Origin of the sequence: Ectopseudomonas toyotomiensis, from assembly GCF_017167985.1 — a bacterium.
Lineage (GTDB): Bacteria > Pseudomonadota > Gammaproteobacteria > Pseudomonadales > Pseudomonadaceae > Aquipseudomonas > Aquipseudomonas toyotomiensis.
On record NZ_CP070505.1, the window covers coordinates 134,453 to 154,572 of the forward strand.

The window sequence follows — 20,120 nt, forward strand, 5'->3', positions numbered from 1 at the left end:
CATGAATGACCGGTTAACGAGCGTTCATGAGCGCTCGCGCTTCTTACGCAGTGCATCGTCATCGGGACGGCGTAGCTCGCGCAGAACGGCGATGGCCACGGCGATGGAGAACAAAAGCCAGAAATGCGGGGAAAACTGCGACAAAAGTGACATGGCAACTCCTTTTGCGTACGACCCTGAGTCCTTCAGGGCAGTTCCGATTCTGCTCCGGCAAAATGCACCGAGCAAGCCTTGGCGCAGATAGAGGTTCACAGAGCGCCCTGGCAAGCGGACAATGGCACATCATCACCATCAGCCAGGAGCCCGAGATGTCCCATCCGCAAACCATGTTCCAGCTCACCGGTCGTGGCCACGCACCGGCCAGCCTGAACAATGCGACCCTGCTGATCATCGATGCCCAGGAAGAGTACCGCAGCGGCGTCCTCGCGCTGCCGGGCCTGGACCCCGCACTGGCAGAGATCGCCAGTCTGCTGGCAGCAGCGCGCAGTGCCGGTGCCGACATCGTTCACGTCAAACACCTCGGCATTCCCGGCGGCCTCCTCGACCCCAGCGGCCCACGTGGCCGCCACCTGCCGGAAGCAGCCCCGCTGGCGGGCGAGATCGTCGTTGAGAAACGCCTGCCGAACGCCTTTGCCGGTACCGAGTTGCATGATCGTTTGCAAGCACTCGGCCATCTCGATCTGATCGTCTGCGGCTTCATGACCCACTCCAGCGTCAGCACCACCGTTCGCGCAGCCAAGGACTATGGCTACCGCTGCACCCTGGTCGATGCTGCCTGCGCTACCCGCGACCTGCCTGCACCGGACGGCAGCGTGATTGCCGCCGCCGAGGTACATCGTATCGAGATGATCGCGCTGGGCGACAATTTCGCCACCTTGGTGCCACACGCCAAATCGCTGGTGTGAAACCTGTAGCAGTATCGCCAGCGCTGCGGAACCCGGACACGACCAGCCGGTCATACCGGCGATAAGCCAAAGGAAATCGGAATGAAGCTGTCCGACGATTTCGATGCACGCCGCTTGCGCCCGCGCCGGCCGAAAAACTGGCGCCTGCGTATCGGGGCCGGCCTGGGCGCCCTGCTCGCCGCCTTCGGCATTCTGCTGGCGATGGCGGGCGTCGCCTCGCTGGCAGGCCGCGCGCCGGTACTGGGTACGCTCAACGACTCCACTGGCGAGGCCACCGTCCTGCTGCTGCTCGGCCTGTTCCTGTTGTGGGCCGGCATCGCCTTCTGGCGTCGCTGCCGCAGACGCCTGCGTCGCCCCAGCGATCTGAGCCTGTCGCCATCATTGATGAAGAAGCGTGACTGATCACCCGAAAACACAGCGCGTGCAACTGTAGGAGCTGGCGTGCCAGCGATGCTTTGCACCGACAGGATCAGTGCTGGCTCCTACAAATTCGTCTTTCTACGCTTACACGGCTGGCATTTGGGTAAAATGCCAGCCTGTTTCGCGGAGCCACCGATGCAAGACGACGACTTTTCCCTGTTCCAGGCCGAGCTGCGCGGCGTCAAGCCGATCAAGCACGACCGCGCCGATACCGGCAAACCCAAAACTGATCGTAAACAGTTCAACACCCTGCGCCAGGCTGCGACCATCAGTCAGGGCGAGATCAAGGTGGACGGGCTATCCGACCAGTTCGTCATCGACGTTGGCGCTGAAGACCCGCTGTACTGGGCCGGCAACGGCGTGCAGGACGGTCAGATGCGCAAGCTCAAGCTGGGCCAGATTCCGTTCGACGGCAGCCTCGACCTGCACGGCGTGAGCGTCGAGAAGGCGCGCGACACGCTGTGGGAGTTTCTCGCCGAAGCCACCAAGTTGGAGATTCGCTGCGTACGCGTCACCCACGGCAAGGCGGTGCGCATGGATGGGCGCAAGCCGATGATCAAGAGCCATGTGAACACCTGGCTGCGCCAGCACCCGCAGGTGCTGGGGTTCAGCTCCTGCCTGGCCAAGCACGGCGGCACCGGCGCGGTGTATATCATCCTCAAGCGCACCATGATGGATGGTCGCGACGAGTAATCAGAGAACCTGGCACTCTTGCCAGGCCCCTGTCGGCGCCCTACCCTGCGCCCATTCGATACCCAACAGGATTTTCCATGTCCCTGGAACAACAGTACACCGCGATCCTTGGCCAGCTTGGCGAGGACGTTTCCCGCGAAGGCCTGCTGGACACGCCCAAGCGCGCCGCCAAGGCCATGCAGTACCTCTGCCGTGGCTACCAGCAGACGCTGGAAGAGGTCACCAATGGCGCGCTGTTCAGCTCCGACAACAGCGAAATGGTGCTGGTCAAGAACATCGAGCTCTACTCGCTGTGCGAGCATCATCTGCTGCCGTTCATCGGCAAGGCTCATGTTGCCTACATTCCCAACGGCAAGGTGCTCGGCCTATCCAAGGTGGCTCGCATCGTCGACATGTACGCCCGCCGCCTGCAGATCCAGGAAAACCTAAGCCGGCAGATCGCCGAAGCGGTCGAGCAGGTCACCGGCGCACTGGGTGTGGCGGTGGTCATCGAAGCGCAGCACATGTGCATGATGATGCGCGGCGTGGAGAAGCAGAACTCCTCCATGGTCACCTCGGTGATGCTCGGCGAATTCCGCAGCAACCCGGCAACCCGCGGCGAATTCCTCAATCTGGTTCGTTGAGCCAAGCCCCAGACGGCGGCCGCTCACTTCGGTGAACGGCCGTCGGCATTTCAGGAGTTAGAAACATGTTGCTCAAAGCCCTTCGTATTGGCCTGGGTCAGTTGGTCGTGTTCGCCGACTGGATCAGCCGCCCGCGCAAGCTAAAGCGCAGCCCCGAGGCGCAAGCCGAGGTCGAACGCGCCACGGCCAATCTGGCGCTGTACCAGTTCCACGCCTGCCCGTTCTGCGTCAAGGTCAGGCGCAGCCTGCACCGCCTGAACCTGCCGGTGCAGCTGCGCGACGCCAAGAACGATGCCGAACACCGGCAGGCGCTGGAGCAGCACGGCGGCCGCATCAAGGTGCCGTGCCTGCGCATTGAGGAAAACGGCCAGAGTACCTGGCTGTACGAATCCAAGGCGATAATCGCCTATCTGGATCAGCGCTTCGCGGGCTGACGCTGGTGGAGGCGAATCAGGTGCCATCGATCCACCGTTGCGCTGAACCGTAGCCCGGATGCAATCCGGGAGCCTTGGAGCTCCTGCACCGGTCATTTCGCGGCTGAAACCGCTCCTACAAGATCGGCGCCGCTTCGCCGCTGTAGGAGCGAGCTCTGCTCGCGAACAGCCCATTAGGGTTCGATACCGTAGACCTTGAGCTGGTCGAGGAACTGCGCTTCGTCGAGCACCTTCACCCCCAGATCGCTGGCCTTGGCCAGCTTCGAGCCGGCACCTGGCCCGGCCACCACGCAGTGGGTCTTGGCCGAGACAGAACCGGCCACCTTGGCGCCCAGGCTTTCCAGCTTGCCCTTGGCCACGTCGCGACTCATCACTTCCAGAGTGCCGGTGAGCACCCAGGTCTGGCCGGCCAGGGGCAGGCCTTCGGCAACTTTCTTCTCGCTTTCCCAGTGCATGCCAAAATCGCGCAGTTGCTGCTCGATCGCGCGCGCGAGCTGGGCGTTATCGGCATTGTCGAAGAACTCGCGTACAGCCTTGGCCTGTTTCTCCGGCAGCGCCTGACGCATGTCCAGCCAATCGCCGCCAAGCACGCCGTCCAGGCTGCCGAAACGCTCCGCCAGCTTCTGCGCCGCGCCTGGGCCAACAGAGGGAATGTTCAGTTTGTCGAGCATGCCCCCAAGGGTGGCGACGGCCGAGAACTCGGCGCTCAGCTCTCCCTCTTCCTGCAGTTCGAGACCGCATTCGCCCAGCAAGGCGCTGATCACCTGCTGATTGTGCTCATCTTCGAAGAAGCTGTGGATCTCGTGCGCGACTTCCAGACCAATGTCCGGCAGGTAGGTCAGCACCTGCGGTAGCGCCTGACGCACACGCTCCAGCGAGGCCAGGGAGCGCGCCAGTACCTTGGCGGTCTCCTCGCCCACATCGGGGATGCCGAGGGCATAGATGAAGCGCGCCAGGGTCGGCCGCTTGCTGTCCTCGATAGCCTTCAGCAGCTTGTTGCTGGACACCTCGGCGAAGCCTTCCAGGCCGATGATCTGTTCGAAGGTCAGCTTGTACAGGTCGGCCGGTGAAGCGATCAGCTTCTCGTCCACCAGTTGCTCGATGGTCTTGTCGCCGAGGCCTTCGATATCCATGGCACGGCGCGAGACGAAGTGGATGATCGCCTGCTTGAGCTGCGCCTGGCAGCTCAGGCGACCGACGCAGCGATACACCGAACCTTCGCTGACCGACTCCTTGCCCTTGCTGCGCTTGACCAGTTGCGTGCGCTCCACCGCCGAGCCGCAAACCGGGCATTGCTCGGGGATATGCACGGGGCGCACGTTCTCCGGGCGACGCTCGGGCACCACGGCCATCACCTGCGGGATCACGTCGCCAGCACGGCGAATGATCACCGTATCGCCGATCATCACGCCGAGGCGCGCCACTTCATCCATGTTGTGAAGGGTGGCGTTGGCCACCATGACACCGGCCACCTTGACCGGATTCAGGCGCGCAACCGGCGTGACCGCACCGGTACGGCCCACCTGAAACTCCACGTCGAGCAGCTCGGTCAGCTCTTCCTGCGCCGGGAACTTGTGGGCGATGGCCCAGTGCGGGGTACGCGCACGGAAACCCAGCTGTTGCTGGTCCTCGATATTGTTGACCTTGAACACCACACCATCGATGTCATAGGCCAGGCTCATGCGCCGCTCACCGATATCGCGGTAGTAATCCAGGCAAGCCTCGACGCCCTTGGCCAGCTTCAGTTCGCGACTGATGGGCACGCCCCAGGCCTTGAGCTGCTGCAGCATGGCCACCTGGGTGCTCGGCAGCTCGCCGCTGACCTGGCCGACGCCGTAGCAGCAGAACTCCAATGGGCGGCTGGCGCTGATCTTCGGGTCGAGCTGGCGCAGGCTGCCGGCAGCAGCGTTACGCGGGTTGGCGAAGGACTTGCCGCCACTCTCGGCCTGCCGCGCATTCAGTTCCTCGAAACCAGCCTTGGGCATGAACACTTCGCCGCGCACTTCCAGAACCTGCGGCCAGCCCTCGCCCTGCAGCTTGAGCGGCACGTTGCGAATAGTGCGTACGTTGCTGGTGATGTCTTCACCGGTGCTGCCGTCGCCACGCGTCGCACCGCGCACCAACTGGCCATTCTCGTAACGCAGGCTGACGGCCAGGCCGTCGAGCTTGGGTTCGCAGCTGTACTCGATTTCGGCGCCGCCGCCGAACAGATCGCCGCCCGAAACGCCCAGGCCGTTCTGCACACTGCGGTCGAAGGCACGCAGGTCGTCTTCCTCGAAGGCGTTGCCCAGGCTGAGCATCGGCACTTCGTGACGCACCTCGCCGAAGGCGCTGAGCGCCTCGCCGCCGACGCGCTGGGTCGGCGACTCGGGTGTGACCAGCTCCGGATGCTCGGCCTCCAGCGCCTGCAGTTCACGGAACAGGCGGTCGTACTCGGCATCGGGCACGCTCGGCTCATCCAGCACGTAGTAACGGTAGTTGTGCGCGTCCAGTTCGTTGCGCAGTTCGGAAATACGTTGGGCGGCGTCGGTCATGCTCGGTCTCTCAAACGAAAAGAGCAGCCTTGGCTGCTCTCTTTCGACTTCGTGTACGGGTCAGCGTTTCTGGGTCAGTTGCCGGCGCTCGAATTCGACGATGCGCTGGCGATAGTGTTCGATGGTCTGCGCGGTCATCACGCTGCGCTGGTCATCCTTCAGCTCGCCACCCAGTTCGTGGGCCAGCTTGCGCGCGGCCGCGACCATGACGTCGAAGGCCTGCTTCGGGTGACGCGGGCCAGGCAGGCTGAGGAAGAAGCTCACCGCGCGGGTGCTGAAGCCTTCGATATCGTCGAGATCGAACGTGCCCGGCTTGAGTGCGTTGGCCATGGAGAACAGCACCTCGCCATTACCCGCCATGCTCTCGTGACGATGGAAGATGTCCATCTCACCGAAGCGCAGGCCGCTTTCGAGGATGTTCTGCAGCAGTGCCGGGCCCTTGAAGCCGAAATCGTCGCGGGCGACCACGTTGATCACCAGCACCTCTTCTACCGGTGCGGCATCGGCAGCCGGCTTGGAGGTTTTCTTCGGCTCGACGGGTTCGTCATCGACCGGGTTGAGCAAGGTCGGCACCGGCTCGTCGACAGCCAGATTGAGGTCGCCCTGTTGCGGCTCGTTGCGTGGACGACGTGGCAGGTCCTTGGCAGTCATCGACGGCAGATCGTCTTCATCCAGCTGCGGTTCGTGGTCGCGCTGCACCACACGCGGTGTACTGAGCAGATCTGGATCACTGTCGTCGTCCGGCATGTTGGCGAAGCTACGGTCCAGCTTGAACTTGAGCTTGCCCTTGCCACCGCGCATACGGCGCCAGCCGTCGAAAAGAATGCCAGCGATAACGATGATGCCAATAACGATCAGCCACTCGCGCAGACCGAATTCCATGAAATACCTGACCCTTAAAAATTCTGGTGAAAAAAAGATCCAATCAACCGGATCACAACTCGACTATAAAACGCGGCGCCAACTTCATGTTCTGTCTGACGTTTTCCGCGTGTAACAAAAGTGGGCAATAAGCTAGCACGACGAAAGGCAACTTTACACAGGGAGCCACATAAGGTTTTGCCTGTATTCAGTTAATCTCGCGGCGCTCTGCCATCACGCCTCCACCATCGCCAGCGCCTCCTCGACATCCACCGCCACCAGACGCGAGCAACCCGGCTCGTGCATGGTGACCCCCATCAACTGATCGGCCATTTCCATGGCAATCTTGTTGTGGGTGATGTAGATGAACTGCACCGTGGCTGACATCTCCTTGACCAGTCGCGCGTAGCGCCCGACGTTGGCATCGTCCAGCGGTGCATCCACTTCGTCCAACATGCAGAACGGCGCCGGATTGAGCTGGAAGATGGAAAACACCAGTGCCAAAGCAGTCAATGCTTTCTCTCCACCGGAGAGCAAATGAATGGTGCTGTTCTTCTTGCCCGGGGGCCGCGCCATGATGGTCACACCGGTATCGAGTAAATCTTCGCCGGTGAGTTCCAAATAAGCGTTGCCGCCACCGAAAACTTTTGGAAAGAGTGCCTGCAAACCGCCATTGATCTGATCGAAGGTGTCCTTGAAACGATTGCGCGTTTCCTTGTCGATCTTGCGGATGACGTTCTCCAGGGTTTCCAACGCTTCGACCAGATCGGCGTCCTGCGCATCCAGATAACGTTTGCGTTCGGACTGCTGCTGATACTCGTCGATGGCCGCCAGGTTGATCGGCCCTAGACGGGCGATGCGTGCGGCCATGCGCTCCAGCTCTTCTTCCCAGGCGCTCTCGCTGGCTTCGGCCGGCAGCGTGGCGATCACCCCGTGCAGGTCGTAGTTGTCCTCGGCGAGCTGGTCGGCCAATGCCTTGCGCCGCACGTTGAGCGACTGCCAATCCATGCGCTGTTGCTCCAGCTGGCTGCGTAGCAGTTGCGCCTGTTGTTCAGCCTGGGTGCGGCGCTTCTCCGCATCGCGCAGTTCGCGATCGGCGTCCTCCAGCGCCAAACGCGCCTGACGCAGTTCGTCGTCCACCGCCATGCGCCGCTCGAGCAATTCCTCGAGCTTGATGCGCAGCTCTTCCAGCGGCGCCTCGCCCTCTTCCAGATTCAGCGACAACTGCTCGCGCCGCTCATGCAGGCGCTCGGCCTGCATCTCCAGACGCTCCAGCGCCTGGCGGGTGGAGTCGTGCTGCGCCTTGAGCGAGCCGACGCGCACCGCCAGTTGATGGGCATGGTCCTTGTGCTGACGCGCGTCCTGACGCACACGGTCGAGGCGCTCGCGCAGACTGTCGCGGCTGGCCAGCAGGCTTTCGCGCTGCTCGTTATCCAGCGCCATGGCGTCCAGTGCGTCCTGCAACTGCAGGCGCGATTCGCCCAGTTGCTCCTGCTCGATCTCGCGCTGCTCGGCCGCTTCCTGCAGTTCGTCCTGCAAACGGCGACGGCGCAGGCCCAGTTGCTCGGCCTTGGCCTGGCTGGCGGACAGCTTTGCCTTCAGCTCGCTCAGCTGGCGCGCCAGTTCCTGACCCTGGCGGCGCTGCTGTTCACGCTGTTCTTCCTGAAGGCGTTGCTCGTCGCGCAGCGCCAGCAGGCGTTCATCCAGTTGCGCCAGGGCTGCTTCACGTTCCTCGCGCTCCAACTGTAGGCGTTCCAGCTCCTGACCGCGCGCCAGCACGCCGCTATCAGCTTCGGCAGCACGGCGCACGCGCAGAAAATGCCGGCCGACCCAGTAGCCGTCGCGGCTGATCAGGCTTTCGCCCTCGGCCAATTGCGCGCAGGCCGCCAGCGCCTGCTCCAGCGATTCCACCGGGCGCACGCTGGCCAGCCAGGGCGACAGGTCGTGGCTCGACTCGATCTTGTCCATCAGGCTGCCGGCGCGGCGCGCACCGCCCGAAGCCGGGCTGGCCAGGCGCAGTTCGCCCTGCTCCAGCGCGGCGAAATCCAGCCCGGCGAAATCATCCAGCAGCACGGCCTGCAGGTCGGCACCAAGGACAGTCTCAACCGCCAGCTCCCAGCCGGCCTCCACGCGCAGCCCTTCGGCCAGGCGCGGACGCTGCAGCAGGTTATGCTCGCGCAACCACTCGCCGGCGCCCTGCCCTGGATCGAGCGCCGCCTGTTGCAGCGCCTCCAGCGACGCCAGACGGCCGTTCAGGCGCTGCAGCTCACCTTGCGCCTGCTGCTGGGCCTGGCCAGCCTGCTGCAGTTCCTCGCGCAGTTGCTGCAGGCGCTCGGCCTGCTGCTCTTCGGCCTGTTGCAGCGCTTCGTGCTCCAGCTCGCCAGCGGCAAGCTGTTCGTTCAATTCGAGAATGGCGGCGTCTTCCGGGTCGGCCGCCAGTTGCTGCAATTCTTCGTTCAGGCGGCGCTGACGCTCGGCCAGGCGCTCCAGGCTCTGTTCCAGCTGGGCGATGCGCGACTGCTGCACTTCGGCCTGACGACGCGGTTCAGCGCTGCGCTGGTTGAAGCCGTCCCACTGCTCCTGCCAGCCATGCATGGCGGCCTCGGCCTCTTCCAGGCTGGCGGCAGATTCCTCGGCAGCAGCGGCAGTCATCTCCTGCTCGGGCAGGAGCATTTCCAGTTCTTCACCGAGGGTGGCCAGCAGGGTGCGGTCGTGGCCCAGATGCGACTCGGTTTCCAGGCGCGCCTTTTCTGCCTCGCGCAGGTCATCCTGCAACTGGCGCAGGCGCTGCTGGCCATGCTGGATGCTCTGCTCGACGCGGGCGATATCGCCACCCACGGAATAGAAGCGACCCTGCACCAGGTTGAAGCGCTCGCTCAATTCGTGATGGCCATCGCGAAGGCGCTCGATGCTGGCGTCGGCGCTGCGCTGCTCGGCCACCAGGGCCTCGAAGGCCACTTCCTGATCGCCGATCACCTGCTCGCGGCTGCCAACCTGCTGGTTCAGGCTCTGCCAGCGCAGGGCCAGCAGTTGCGCCTTGAGCTGGCGCTCCTCGGCCTTGTATTCCTGGTATTTCTCCGCCGCCTGGGCCTGACGGTGCAAACGTTCGAGCTGGCGCTCCAGCTCTTCACGCAGGTCACTCAGGCGCTCCAGGTTCTCCTGGGTACGGCGGATGCGGTTCTCGGTCTCACGGCGGCGCTCCTTGTACTTGGAGATGCCGGCGGCTTCCTCGATGAAATTGCGCAGCTCCTCGGGCTTGGCCTCGATCAGCTTGCTGATCATGCCTTGCTCGATGATCGAGTAACTGCGCGGCCCCAGGCCGGTGCCGAGGAAGATATCGGTGATGTCGCGGCGCCGGCACTTGGTGCCGTTGAGGAAGTAGGTGTTCTGCCCGTCGCGGGTCACCCGACGGCGAATGGAAATCTCGGCGAAGGCCGCGTATTCGCCCACCAGCGAGTTGTCGCTGTTGTCGAAAATCAGCTCGATGGAGGCCTGGGTCACCGGCTTGCGTGTGTTGGAGCCGTTGAAGATGACGTCGGTCATCGACTCACCACGCAGGTTCTTCGCCGAGCTTTCACCCATCACCCAGCGCACGGCGTCGATGATGTTCGACTTGCCGCAACCATTGGGCCCGACCACCGCCGCCATGTTGCTGGGAAAGCTTACCGTCGTCGGATCGACGAAGGACTTGAAGCCGGCCAGCTTGATGCTTTTCAGGCGCATCTGGGCTTAGCGCTCGGCCAGGGTTGCCAGCACCAGCTGGCAATTGTGTTCGCCATAGGCCAGCAGCACCTCACGTGCACGCGCATGGTCACGGCCGATGATCGCCTGCAGCAGGCTGGCGAAGGTGCCCATGAACTGGCCCATCTCGCCTTTGCGCCGCTCCAGCGCCAGGTGGTAGGTGCGGCTGATGGCCGGCAGCAGGTTCTCCAGGGTTTCCTGCAGGTATGGGTTGTCGGCGAAGGGAAAGGCCGCGCGCATCACGTCGAAGCTGTTCTCGACGAAGGCGCCGATATCGCCACGCTCCAGGCTGGCCAGCAGGCGCCGCTGGATATCGATGAAGGGCGCCAGGTCGGTTTCCACCTTCCAGCGCTCGATCACCGCGCGGGCCAGCATGGCGTACAGCTCGATGCTCAGTGCGTAGAGGCTGGTGACGTGGTGCGGGGTCAGTTCGCTGACCTGGGCACCGCGACGCGGCAGGATCACGATCAGGTGGCGACGCTCGAGAATCAGCAGCGCTTCGCGCACCGAACCACGGCTGACGTTGAGGGCCTGGGTAACCTTCTGCTCCTGAATGCGCTCACGCTCCTTGAGCTCACCGCGAATGATGCGTTCGGCCAGGTAATGGGCAATTTGCTCGGCGAGGCTGTCCGGGGCCTTGAACGTCATGACATTCCTTATTTGCGTCGATCCAGGGGCAGGCGGTCGAGTCTGGGAGCCCCGCCACGGCTGGGCGGGAGCAAGAAAATCTGGCGGCGAGTGTAACACAGGGTGTTACCCCGCCAAGCGTCCCCGCGGGGCACTTTCCGTTCTAAAGGTTGGCCGTGGAAGTCTGGCCACGAAAATGGATCGTCCTACAATCTGAGGTAAAACCCAGAACAATAATGACTTGGAGAATCCGATGTTCGAACGCCTGCCGTCGCGCTGGATGCTCGCCCTGAAGAAGGTCGGCTACTGGATCTGGCTGATCCCGGTACTGGGCATTCCCCTGAGCTATTACTGGTCACAGGGCAGCACTCACGCCGACGCCTGGTCCTGGCTGGTGATCAGCGTGGTGTTCGGTGTGATTCCCTTGCTGGACTTCATTGTCGGTCGCGACCCGGCCAACCCGGATGAGCGCGACGAAGTGCCGGCCCTCGAAGCCCAGGGCTACTACCGACTGCTGAGTCTGGCCACGGTGCCGCTGCTGCTGGCGATGCTGGTGTGGAGTGGCTGGATATTCGCCAGTTACGAGGGCTGGAGCTGGGTCGGCCAGCTCGGCTGGATGCTGTCGGTCGGCACGGTGATGGGCGCCATCGGCATCACCGTGTCGCACGAGCTGATCCACAAGGACCCGGAATTGGAGCAGAACGCCGGCGGCCTGCTGCTGGCCGCGGTGTGCTACGCCGGCTTCAAGGTCGAACATGTGCGCGGTCATCACGTTCACGTCTCCACGCCCGAGGATGCCTCCTCCTCACGCTTCGGCCAGAGCCTGTACGCCTTTCTGCCGCATGCCTACAAGCACAATTTCCTCAACGCCTGGAAGCTGGAAGCCGAGTGTCTCAAGCGGCGCGGCTTACCGGCCCTGCATTGGCGCAACGAGCTGATCTGGTGGTACGCCATCAGCGCACTGTTCCTGCTGGGCTTCACCCTGGCCTTAGGCGCGCTCGGCGCCCTGTTCTTCCTCGGCCAGGCGTTTATCGCCTTTACCCTGCTGGAGATCGTCAACTACGTCGAGCACTACGGCCTGCACCGGCGCAAACTGGACAATGGCCGCTACGAGCGCACCAATGCGCACCACTCCTGGAACAGCAACTTTCTGCTGACCAACCTATTTCTCTTCCACCTGCAGCGCCATTCCGACCACCATGCCTATGCCAAACGCCGCTATCAGGTGCTGCGTCATTTCGACGACAGCCCGCAGTTGCCCAATGGCTATGCCGGAATGATCGTACTCGCCCTTTTCCCACCGCTGTGGCGCGCGGTGATGGATCCCAAGGTCCGCGCTTACTACGCCGGCGAGGAACATCAGCTAAGCGAGCTGACGTAAGCCCTGAGCCGCCCTCCCCATCCCAACCCCGGCAGCGCAGGCTCCCGGGGTTTTGTTTTGGCTATGTCGTATTTGCTTGTTGATGCAGCGATTTGGCCTTGTAGGGTGCGCCTACGCTGGCATGAAAGTCGCTACGCTGAACGCATGGCGGCCTCATAACCGATTTGCATGACAAGCAGCTGACCACAGGGTCAAATATTTGTTGACCCAAAAGTCAGAAAACTCTAGATTGCCTCCATGGCCAATCACGTCCGGGCCTTGCAATGCGTGCACATACCCGGCGAGCCAAACGATTCATAACAATAAAGTGCCTGGAGGTCGTCCTTGATCCAGTTTTTACTCAACCGGGAGCTGCGCACCGAGCATGCCCTGGACCCCAACGTCACCGTGCTCAACTACCTGCGTGAACACGTCGGCAAGACCGGAACCAAGGAAGGCTGCGCCTCCGGCGACTGCGGTGCCTGCACCGTGGTGGTGGGCGAGCTCGATGGCGACCGCGTTCGTTATCGCACCCTCAACTCCTGCCTGACCTTCGTCTCCAGCCTGCACGGCAAGCAACTGATCACCGTCGAAGACCTCAAGCATCAAGGCAAGCTGCACAGCGTGCAGCAGGCGATGGTCGACTGCCATGGCTCGCAGTGCGGCTTCTGCACCCCCGGTTTCATCATGTCGCTGTTCGCCCTGCAGAAGAACTCCACGGGGTACGACAAGGGCCAGACCCTGGAAGCCCTGGCCGGTAACCTGTGCCGCTGCACCGGCTACCGCCCGATCATCGACGCCGCCGAGCAGGCCTGCTGCCAGAAGCAGCCGGATCAGTTCGATGCCTTCGAAAGCGACACCGCGGCCCAGCTCAAGGCCATCGCCCCGCGTGAAACTGCCGAGCTCAACAGTGGCGACAAGCGCTGCCTGGTGCCGCTGACCGTGGCCGACCTGGCCGACCTCTATGCCGCCAACCCCGAAGCCCGCCTGCTGGCAGGCGGCACCGATCTGGCCTTGGAAGTCACCCAGTTTCACCGCGAACTGCCGGTGATGATCTACGTCGGCCATATCGAAGACATGAAGCGCATCGAGGTGACCGACAGAGCCATCGAGATCGGCGCGGCCGCGGCCCTGTCCGACTGCTACGAAGCGCTGTCGCGCGAGTACCCGGACTTCGGCGAGCTGCTGCACCGCTTCGCCTCCCTGCAGATCCGCAACCAGGGCACCCTGGGCGGCAACATCGGCAACGCCTCGCCCATCGGCGACGCCCCGCCGCTGCTGATCGCCCTCGGCGCGCAGATTGCTCTGCGCCAGGGCAACACGCGGCGCATCCTGCCGCTGCAGGACTACTTCCTCGACTACAAGGTGACCGCGCGCCAGGAAGCCGAATTCATCGAGAAGATCATCGTGCCGCGCGCCCAAGCCAACCAGGCGTTCCGTGCCTACAAGGTGTCCAAGCGCCTGGACGACGATATTTCCGCCGTCTGCGCGGCCTTCAACCTGACGATCATCGACGGCGTGGTCACCGAAGCGCGCATTGCCTTCGGCGGCATGGCCGCCATCCCCAAACGCGCCAGCGCCTGCGAAGCGGCTCTGGTCGGCTCGGCCTGGTATCCGGGCGTGATCGAACGTGCCTGCGAAGCGCTGGGTGAGGACTTCACCCCGCTGTCGGATTTCCGCGCCAGCAAGGAATACCGCCTGCTCACTGCCCAGAACCTGCTGCGCAAGTTCTTCCTGGAGCAGCAGTCGCCCGAGATCGAAACCCGGGTCACGGCCTACGCCTAAGCGCAGAGATTTTTGGAGACGAAGATGTCCAGTCATATCGAACACAAATCCCAGGAAGAGCTGGCCGCCCTGTTCCGCGCTGGCATGACCAGCGGCGTCGGCCGTAGCGTCAAGCACGAGAGCGCGGACAAGCACGTGTCCGGCGAAGCGGTCTATGTCGACGACCGCCTGGAATTCCCCAACCAGTTGCACGTCTACGCGCGCCAGTCGGATCGCGCCCATGCGCGCATCCTGCGCATCGACACCCGCCCATGCTACGAGTTTCCGGGCGTGGCCATCGCCATCACCAAGGATGACGTGCCGGGCCAGCTGGATATCGGCCCGGTGGTCGCCGGCGACCCGCTGCTGGCCGACGGCAAGGTCGAGTACGTTGGCCAGGTGGTGCTGGCGGTAGCCGCTGACAGTCTGGAAACCGCGCGCAAGGCGGCCATGGCCGCCATCGTCGAATACGAAGACCTGGAGCCGGTGCTCGACGTCGTCGAGGCCTACCGCAAGAAGCATTTCGTGCTCGCCAGCCACACCCACCGCATCGGTGACTCGGCCAGCAAGCTGGCCAGCGCCCCGCGTCGCCTGCAGGGCACCCTGCATATCGGCGGCCAGGAGCACTTCTACCTGGAAACCCAGATTTCCTCGGTCATGCCCACCGAAGACGGCGGCATGCTGGTCTACACCTCGACGCAGAACCCCACCGAGGTACAGAAGCTGGTGGCCGAAGTGCTCGGCGTGCCGATGAACAAGATCGTCATCGACATGCGTCGCATGGGCGGCGGTTTCGGCGGCAAGGAAACCCAGGCCGCCGGCCCGGCGTGCCTGTGCGCAGTGATCGCCCATCTCACCGGCCGGCCGACCAAGATGCGTCTGCCGCGCATGGAAGACATGAGCATGACCGGCAAGCGTCACCCCTTCTACGTCGAGTACGACGTCGGCTTCGATGACGACGGCCTGCTGCACGGCATCGAGATGGACCTGGCCGGCAACTGCGGCTACTCGCCGGACCTGTCCGGCTCCATCGTCGACCGCGCCATGTTCCACTCGGACAACGCCTACTTCCTCGGCAACGCCACCATCAACGGTCACCGCTGCAAGACCAACACCGCGTCGAACACCGCCTACCGCGGTTTCGGCGGCCCGCAGGGAATGGTCGCCATCGAGGAAGTGATGGACGCCGTCGCCCGCAGCCTGGGCAAGGACCCGCTGGAAGTGCGCAAGCTCAACTACTACGGCAAGACCGAGCGTAACGTCACCCACTACCACCAGACCGTCGAGCACAACGTCATTCACGAAATGACCGCCGAGCTGGAGCAGAGCTGCGAGTACGCCAAGCGCCGGGAAGAAATCCGCGCCTTCAACGCCAAGAGCCCTGTGCTGAAGAAAGGCCTGGCCATGACCCCGGTGAAATTCGGCATCAGCTTCACCGCCACCTTCCTCAACCAGGCCGGCGCGCTGATCCACATCTATACCGACGGTTCGATCCACCTCAACCACGGTGGCACCGAGATGGGCCAGGGCCTCAACACCAAGGTGGCGCAGGTGGTGGCCGAGGTGTTCCAGGTCGATATCGAGCGCATCCAGATCACCGCCACCAACACCGACAAGGTGCCCAACACCTCGCCGACCGCGGCCTCCAGCGGCGCCGACCTCAACGGCATGGCGGCGAAGAACGCGGCCGAGACCATCAAACAGCGCCTAGTAGACTTCCTCGTACGCGAATACAAGGTCACCCCGGAAGACGTCGAATTCCGCAACGGGCAGGTGCGCGTGCGTGATCACTTCCTGTCGTTCGAAGAGATGATCCAGAAGGCCTACTTCGGCCAGGTCTCGCTGTCGTCGACCGGCTTCTACCGCACCCCGAAGATTTACTACGATCGCGACAAGGCCGCCGGCCGCCCCTTCTACTACTACGCCTACGGCGTGGCCTGCGTGGAAGTGCTGGTCGACACCCTGACCGGCGAATACCGCATGTTGCGCGGCGACATCCTGCACGACGTCGGCGATTCGCTGAACCCGGCCATCGACATCGGCCAGGTCGAGGGCGCCTTCGTCCAGGGCATGGGCTGGCTGACCATGGAAGAGTTGGTGTGGAACGCCAAGGGCAAGTTGATGACCAACGGCCCGGCCAGCTACAAGATCCCGGCCATTGCCGACATGCCCATCGACCTGCGCGTGAAGCTGGTGGAAAACCGCAAGAACCCGGAAGACACCGTGTTCCACTCCAAGGCCGTGGGCGAGCCGCCGTTCATGCTCGGCATCGCCGCCTGGTGCGCCCTCAAGGACGCCGTGGCCAGCCTGGCGGACTACAGGGTGCAACCGCAGATCGACGCCCCGGCCACGCCTGAGCGCGTGCTCTGGGGTGTGGAGCAGATGCGCCAGCTCAAGGCTCAGGCCAAGGCCGCCAACGCTGCCGAGGTCGAACCGGCGTAACGCTAAACACTATGGTGGATGTGCTGCGCGACAGCTACGCGCCCCGATCCACCCTACGACGGTTCGTAGGGTGGACAACCGCGAAGCGTTGTCCACCAGAGGCGTGAATGAAGAACAAAGCAGGTGTACAACAATGACAAAACACACCGAACCGAATAATCCACCCGCTCGCCCGGCGCCGGAGCCGATTCTCGATCCGTCGCCGAGCAACTGGCGCCTGCCGCGCCCGGGACAGACCACGCCTTCCTGGAGGCTGAGCAAATGAGCTGGATCAGCGCCCTCGCCGAGCTGCAGCAAAAAGGTGAAGCCTGCGTTCTGGTGACCATCATCGAAGAGCGCGGCTCGACGCCGCGTAATGCCGGCTCGAAGATGGTGGTCACCGCCGAGCGCATCTTCGAGACCATCGGCGGCGGTCACCTGGAATACAAGGCCATGGAACTGGCGCGCGAGATGCTTGCCACGCGCAGCCAGGACACCCGCCTAGAGCGATTCTCTCTCGGCGCCAGCCTCGGCCAGTGCTGCGGCGGCGCCACCGTGCTGCTGTTCGAGCCGATGGGCCAGCCACAGGCGCAGATCGCCGTGTTCGGCGCCGGCCATGTCGGCCGTGCACTGGTGCCGCTGCTCGCCAGCCTGCCGTGCAAGGTGCGCTGGATCGACTCGCGGGAAAATGAATTTCCCGAGCACATCCCCGCCGGCGTGGAGAAGATCGTGGGTGACGAAGTGATCGACGAGGTGGAGAACATGCCGCCCGGCAGTTACTACATCGTCATGACCCACAACCACCAACTCGACCTGGAGCTGACCGCGGCGATCCTCAAACGCGGCGACTTCGCCTACTACGGCCTGATCGGCTCGAAGACCAAACGCGTCAAGTTCGAGCACCGCCTGCGCGAGCGCGGCTTCGAGGAAACCCTGATGGCGCGCATGCGCTGCCCGATGGGCCTGGCTGAAGTGAAAGGCAAGCTGCCGGTGGAAATTGCCGTGTCCATCGCCGGCGAGGTGATCGCCACTTATAACGCCCTGTTTGGTGAAAAAAGAGCCGGCCAGGACGTGAAGAAAGGTGAATCCAGCGTCGCCAAGCTGCTGCCGGCCTCGCGCCGGTCCTGACTCTGCCTAATTCGCGGCGCGCCCAGTAGGGTGCGCCGCGCGCACCGATAACACCGCATTGCCCGTGGTGCGCACAGCACACCCTACGCACTGCCTGCCCCAATCGAGACGTAATAGATGACCACCAACATCAAAGCCTACCGCGCCGCCATTCTGCACATCCTCGCCGACCCCGCCGCGGTCGGTGTCGAGCAGTCCTACGAATATTTCGAGGACGGCATCCTGCTGATCGAAAACGGCAAGGTCGCTCAGGTCGGCGCAGCTGCCGAGCTGCTGCCGAAGCTGGCCGGCGTGGAGATCCAGCACCATCGCGACGCGCTGATCACCCCCGGTTTCATCGACACTCATATCCACTACCCGCAGACCGGCATGATCGCCTCCTACGGCGAGCAGCTGCTGGACTGGCTCAACACCTACACCTTCCCCACCGAGCAGCAGTTCGAAGACAAGGCCCATGCCAGTGATGTGGCGGCGATCTTCCTCAAGGAACTGCTGCGCAACGGCACCACCACCGCCCTGGTGTTCGGCACGGTGCATCCGCAGTCGGTGGACGCCTTCTTCGAGGCGGCCCAGGCGCTCAACCTGCGCATGATCGCCGGCAAGGTGCTGATGGATCGCAACGCCCCGGACTACCTGACCGATACCGCAGAAAGCGGCTACGCCGAGAGCAAGGCATTGATCGAACGCTGGCACGGCAAGGGCCGCCTGCACTATGCGGTCACCCCGCGCTTCGCCCCGACCAGTACACCGGAGCAACTGGAGCTGGCCGGCAAGCTGCTGGGCGAATACCCGGACCTGTACATGCACACCCACCTGTCCGAGAACCGCAAGGAAATCGAATGGGTCAAGGAACTGTTTCCCGAGCGCAAGGGCTATCTCGACGTCTACGACCACCACAAGCTGATCGGCCCGCGCGCGGTGTTCGCCCATGGCGTGCACCTGTGCGACGACGAGTGCAAGCGCCTCGCCGAAACCGGCTCGGCGGTGGCCTTCTGCCCGACCTCCAACCTGTTCCTCGGCAGCGGCCTGTTCGACCTGAACAAGCTGGAGGCGCATGGGGTGCGCGTCGGCCTGGGTACCGACGTCGGCGCCGGCACCAGCTTCAGCCAGCTGCAATCGCTGAACGAGGCATACAAGGTGATGCAGCTGCAAGGCAAGAAGCTCGACCCGTTCAAGTCGCTGTACCTGGCCACCCTGGGCGGCGCCAATGCGCTGTACCTGGACGACAAGCTGGGCAACTTCCTGCCCGGCAAGGACGCCGACTTCCTGGTGCTGGACTACAACGCCACGCCGCTGATCAGCTACCGCATGCAGCAGGCCAAGAGCCTGGAAGAACGCCTGTTCGCCCTGACCATGCTCGGTGACGATCGCGCCGTGAAAGAGACCTTCGCCGCGGGCGTGTCGGTGCACCAGCGCTAAGCGTAGGGTGCGTGAGGCCGCCTAAGGTGGCGCCGGATGCTACTGCGCGTAGGGTGGATTTGCGGCGCTGAACGCTAATCGTAAGGGCACGGATGAGAACGGTGCGCCGATGGTGGGTTACGCCGCACCGGGCACGGCGAAACGGCCGGTAGCGGTGATAAGCGGCTAACCCACCCTACTGAAAAATCAACCGTTCCCAGATCGAGCACACCGACCAATTTCACCTGACCCTGGTGCGCACGGCGCACCCTACGTCAGGGATTCGCTACAAATGAAAAAGCCCCGATGCTCGCGCAGCGGGGCTTTCTTGATTACACACAACGAATCAGCGATTGGCAGCGCTGCGGCCGGGCTTCTTCTTGGTCTGCAGCAGGTGCGAGAACACCGCGTGCAGATCGTCCGAGGCGCTTTCTTCGTCCAGGTTGAGCTTGCTGTCGATGTGATCCATGTGGTGCATCATCAGGTGCACCGCACGCTCAGCGTCGCGCGCCTCGATGGCGTCGATCAGCTGGTTGTGTTCGTCGTAGGAGCAATGCGAGCGGCTGCCGCTTTCGTACTGGGCGATGATCAGCGAGGTTTGCGACACCAGGCTGCGCTGGAAGCTCACCAGCGGCGCATTGCGCGCGGCCTCGGCCAGCTTCAGGTGGAACTCGCCGGACAGGCGGATGCCGGCACCGCGATCACCACGGGAGAAGCTGTCCTGCTCGTCCTTGACCATCTGCCGCAGTTCGGCCAGTTGCTCGGCTGTCGCGTGCTCGACGGCCAGTTCGGTGATGGCCCGTTCGACCAGGCGGCGTGCGTAGAAAATCTGCCGCGCTTCTTCGACGCTCGGGCTGGCGACTACCGCGCCACGGTTCGGGCGCAGCAGCACCACACCCTCGTGGGCCAGGCGCGACAGCGCGCGGCGAATGATGGTGCGGCTGACGCCGAAGATCTCACCCAACGCCTCTTCGCTCAGCTTGGTGCCAGGTGCCAGGCGCTGCTCGAGAATGGCATCGAAAATGTGGGCATATACGACATCGTCCTGAGTCCCGCTGCGGCTGCTTTTACCCGCACGCGGCTGCTTCTTCAGTGGCTGCAATTGATCGTTCATTCTGGCTCGCGTCAATGAGAGTCGGCGACACTGCGACTCTACTGTGTTCTACCCGGTAGCTGACAAGCTCCGAGCGAAAAAACATCAGAAAAAAATT

The 20,120-nt window shown here is 63.4% G+C and carries 17 protein-coding genes; 11 read left to right on the forward strand and 6 right to left on the reverse strand.

The window, feature by feature from the left end:
* Positions 1-24 precede the first annotated feature (24 nt).
* Positions 25-153 carry a hypothetical protein gene (locus tag JWV26_RS24475; protein ID WP_017679228.1) on the reverse strand — a complete coding sequence of 43 codons (129 nt, stop codon included), beginning with the start codon at positions 151-153 and terminating at the stop codon, positions 25-27.
* Positions 154-308: 155 nt separating this feature from the next.
* On the opposite strand from JWV26_RS24475, the gene JWV26_RS00625 reads away from it, so the two are divergent.
* The 5 genes from JWV26_RS00625 to JWV26_RS00645 all read left to right on the forward strand — a co-directional run bounded on the left by JWV26_RS00625 (position 309) and on the right by JWV26_RS00645 (position 3,075).
* Positions 309-905, forward strand: coding sequence for a cysteine hydrolase family protein (locus JWV26_RS00625; RefSeq protein ID WP_017679227.1), 597 nt, complete (start codon positions 309-311; stop codon positions 903-905).
* Between the two features lie 81 nt (positions 906-986).
* Positions 987-1,307: a hypothetical protein gene (locus tag JWV26_RS00630; RefSeq protein ID WP_017679226.1), complete on the forward strand. Its 321-nt coding sequence runs from the start codon at positions 987-989 to the stop codon at positions 1,305-1,307.
* 153 nt (positions 1,308-1,460) lie between these two features.
* Entirely contained in the window at positions 1,461-2,018 is a 558-nt protein-coding gene (locus JWV26_RS00635; RefSeq protein WP_206418140.1) for a Smr/MutS family protein, read from the forward strand.
* 77 nt (positions 2,019-2,095) lie between these two features.
* Positions 2,096-2,641: a GTP cyclohydrolase I FolE gene (gene folE, locus JWV26_RS00640; RefSeq protein ID WP_074680367.1), complete on the forward strand. Its 546-nt coding sequence runs from the start codon at positions 2,096-2,098 to the stop codon at positions 2,639-2,641.
* A gap of 65 nt (positions 2,642-2,706) precedes the next feature.
* On the forward strand, positions 2,707-3,075 hold the full coding sequence (locus tag JWV26_RS00645) for a glutaredoxin family protein (RefSeq protein ID WP_072425631.1): 369 nt from the start codon (positions 2,707-2,709) through the stop codon (positions 3,073-3,075).
* Between the two features lie 173 nt (positions 3,076-3,248).
* Here the strand turns inward: JWV26_RS00645 and ligA are convergent, their stop codons facing one another.
* From ligA to JWV26_RS00665, 4 genes are all read right to left on the reverse strand, one after another.
* A complete protein-coding gene (gene ligA, locus JWV26_RS00650) occupies positions 3,249-5,609 on the reverse strand; it encodes an NAD-dependent DNA ligase LigA (protein ID WP_206418142.1) in 2,361 nt (786 codons plus the stop codon).
* Between the two features lie 60 nt (positions 5,610-5,669).
* Positions 5,670-6,491, reverse strand: a complete 822-nt coding sequence (gene zipA, locus JWV26_RS00655) for a cell division protein ZipA (RefSeq protein WP_093050953.1) — start codon at positions 6,489-6,491, stop codon at positions 5,670-5,672.
* A gap of 213 nt (positions 6,492-6,704) precedes the next feature.
* Entirely contained in the window at positions 6,705-10,193 is a 3,489-nt protein-coding gene (smc, locus tag JWV26_RS00660) for a chromosome segregation protein SMC (RefSeq protein ID WP_206418143.1), read from the reverse strand.
* A 6-nt stretch (positions 10,194-10,199) separates the two neighbouring features.
* The gene (locus JWV26_RS00665) at positions 10,200-10,859 is read right to left on the reverse strand and encodes a GntR family transcriptional regulator (protein WP_206418144.1); all 660 of its coding nucleotides are present in this window, start codon (positions 10,857-10,859) and stop codon (positions 10,200-10,202) included.
* A 232-nt stretch (positions 10,860-11,091) separates the two neighbouring features.
* Here JWV26_RS00665 and JWV26_RS00670 point away from each other — a divergent pair, with 232 nt between their 5' ends.
* The 6 genes from JWV26_RS00670 to guaD all read left to right on the forward strand — a co-directional run bounded on the left by JWV26_RS00670 (position 11,092) and on the right by guaD (position 18,930).
* Positions 11,092-12,219, forward strand: a complete 1,128-nt coding sequence (locus JWV26_RS00670) for an alkane 1-monooxygenase (RefSeq protein ID WP_206418146.1) — start codon at positions 11,092-11,094, stop codon at positions 12,217-12,219.
* 324 nt (positions 12,220-12,543) lie between these two features.
* Complete coding sequence (gene xdhA, locus JWV26_RS00675; RefSeq protein WP_206418148.1) at positions 12,544-13,983, forward strand: xanthine dehydrogenase small subunit; 1,440 nt, start codon at positions 12,544-12,546, stop codon at positions 13,981-13,983.
* Positions 13,984-14,007: 24 nt separating this feature from the next.
* Positions 14,008-16,404, forward strand: a complete 2,397-nt coding sequence (xdhB, locus tag JWV26_RS00680; RefSeq protein ID WP_206418149.1) for a xanthine dehydrogenase molybdopterin binding subunit — start codon at positions 14,008-14,010, stop codon at positions 16,402-16,404.
* A 133-nt stretch (positions 16,405-16,537) separates the two neighbouring features.
* A complete protein-coding gene (locus tag JWV26_RS24480) occupies positions 16,538-16,669 on the forward strand; it encodes a hypothetical protein (protein ID WP_277425995.1) in 132 nt (43 codons plus the stop codon).
* On the forward strand, positions 16,666-17,511 hold the full coding sequence (xdhC, locus tag JWV26_RS00685; RefSeq protein ID WP_206418151.1) for a xanthine dehydrogenase accessory protein XdhC: 846 nt from the start codon (positions 16,666-16,668) through the stop codon (positions 17,509-17,511). The genes JWV26_RS24480 and xdhC overlap by 4 nt, the downstream gene beginning before the upstream one ends.
* A gap of 117 nt (positions 17,512-17,628) precedes the next feature.
* Entirely contained in the window at positions 17,629-18,930 is a 1,302-nt protein-coding gene (gene guaD / locus JWV26_RS00690) for a guanine deaminase (RefSeq protein WP_206418153.1), read from the forward strand.
* Positions 18,931-19,255: 325 nt separating this feature from the next.
* On the opposite strand, the gene JWV26_RS00695 is transcribed toward guaD, so the two are convergent.
* Positions 19,256-20,023: a GntR family transcriptional regulator gene (locus JWV26_RS00695; protein WP_003243324.1), complete on the reverse strand. Its 768-nt coding sequence runs from the start codon at positions 20,021-20,023 to the stop codon at positions 19,256-19,258.
* Positions 20,024-20,120: the final 97 nt, after the last annotated feature.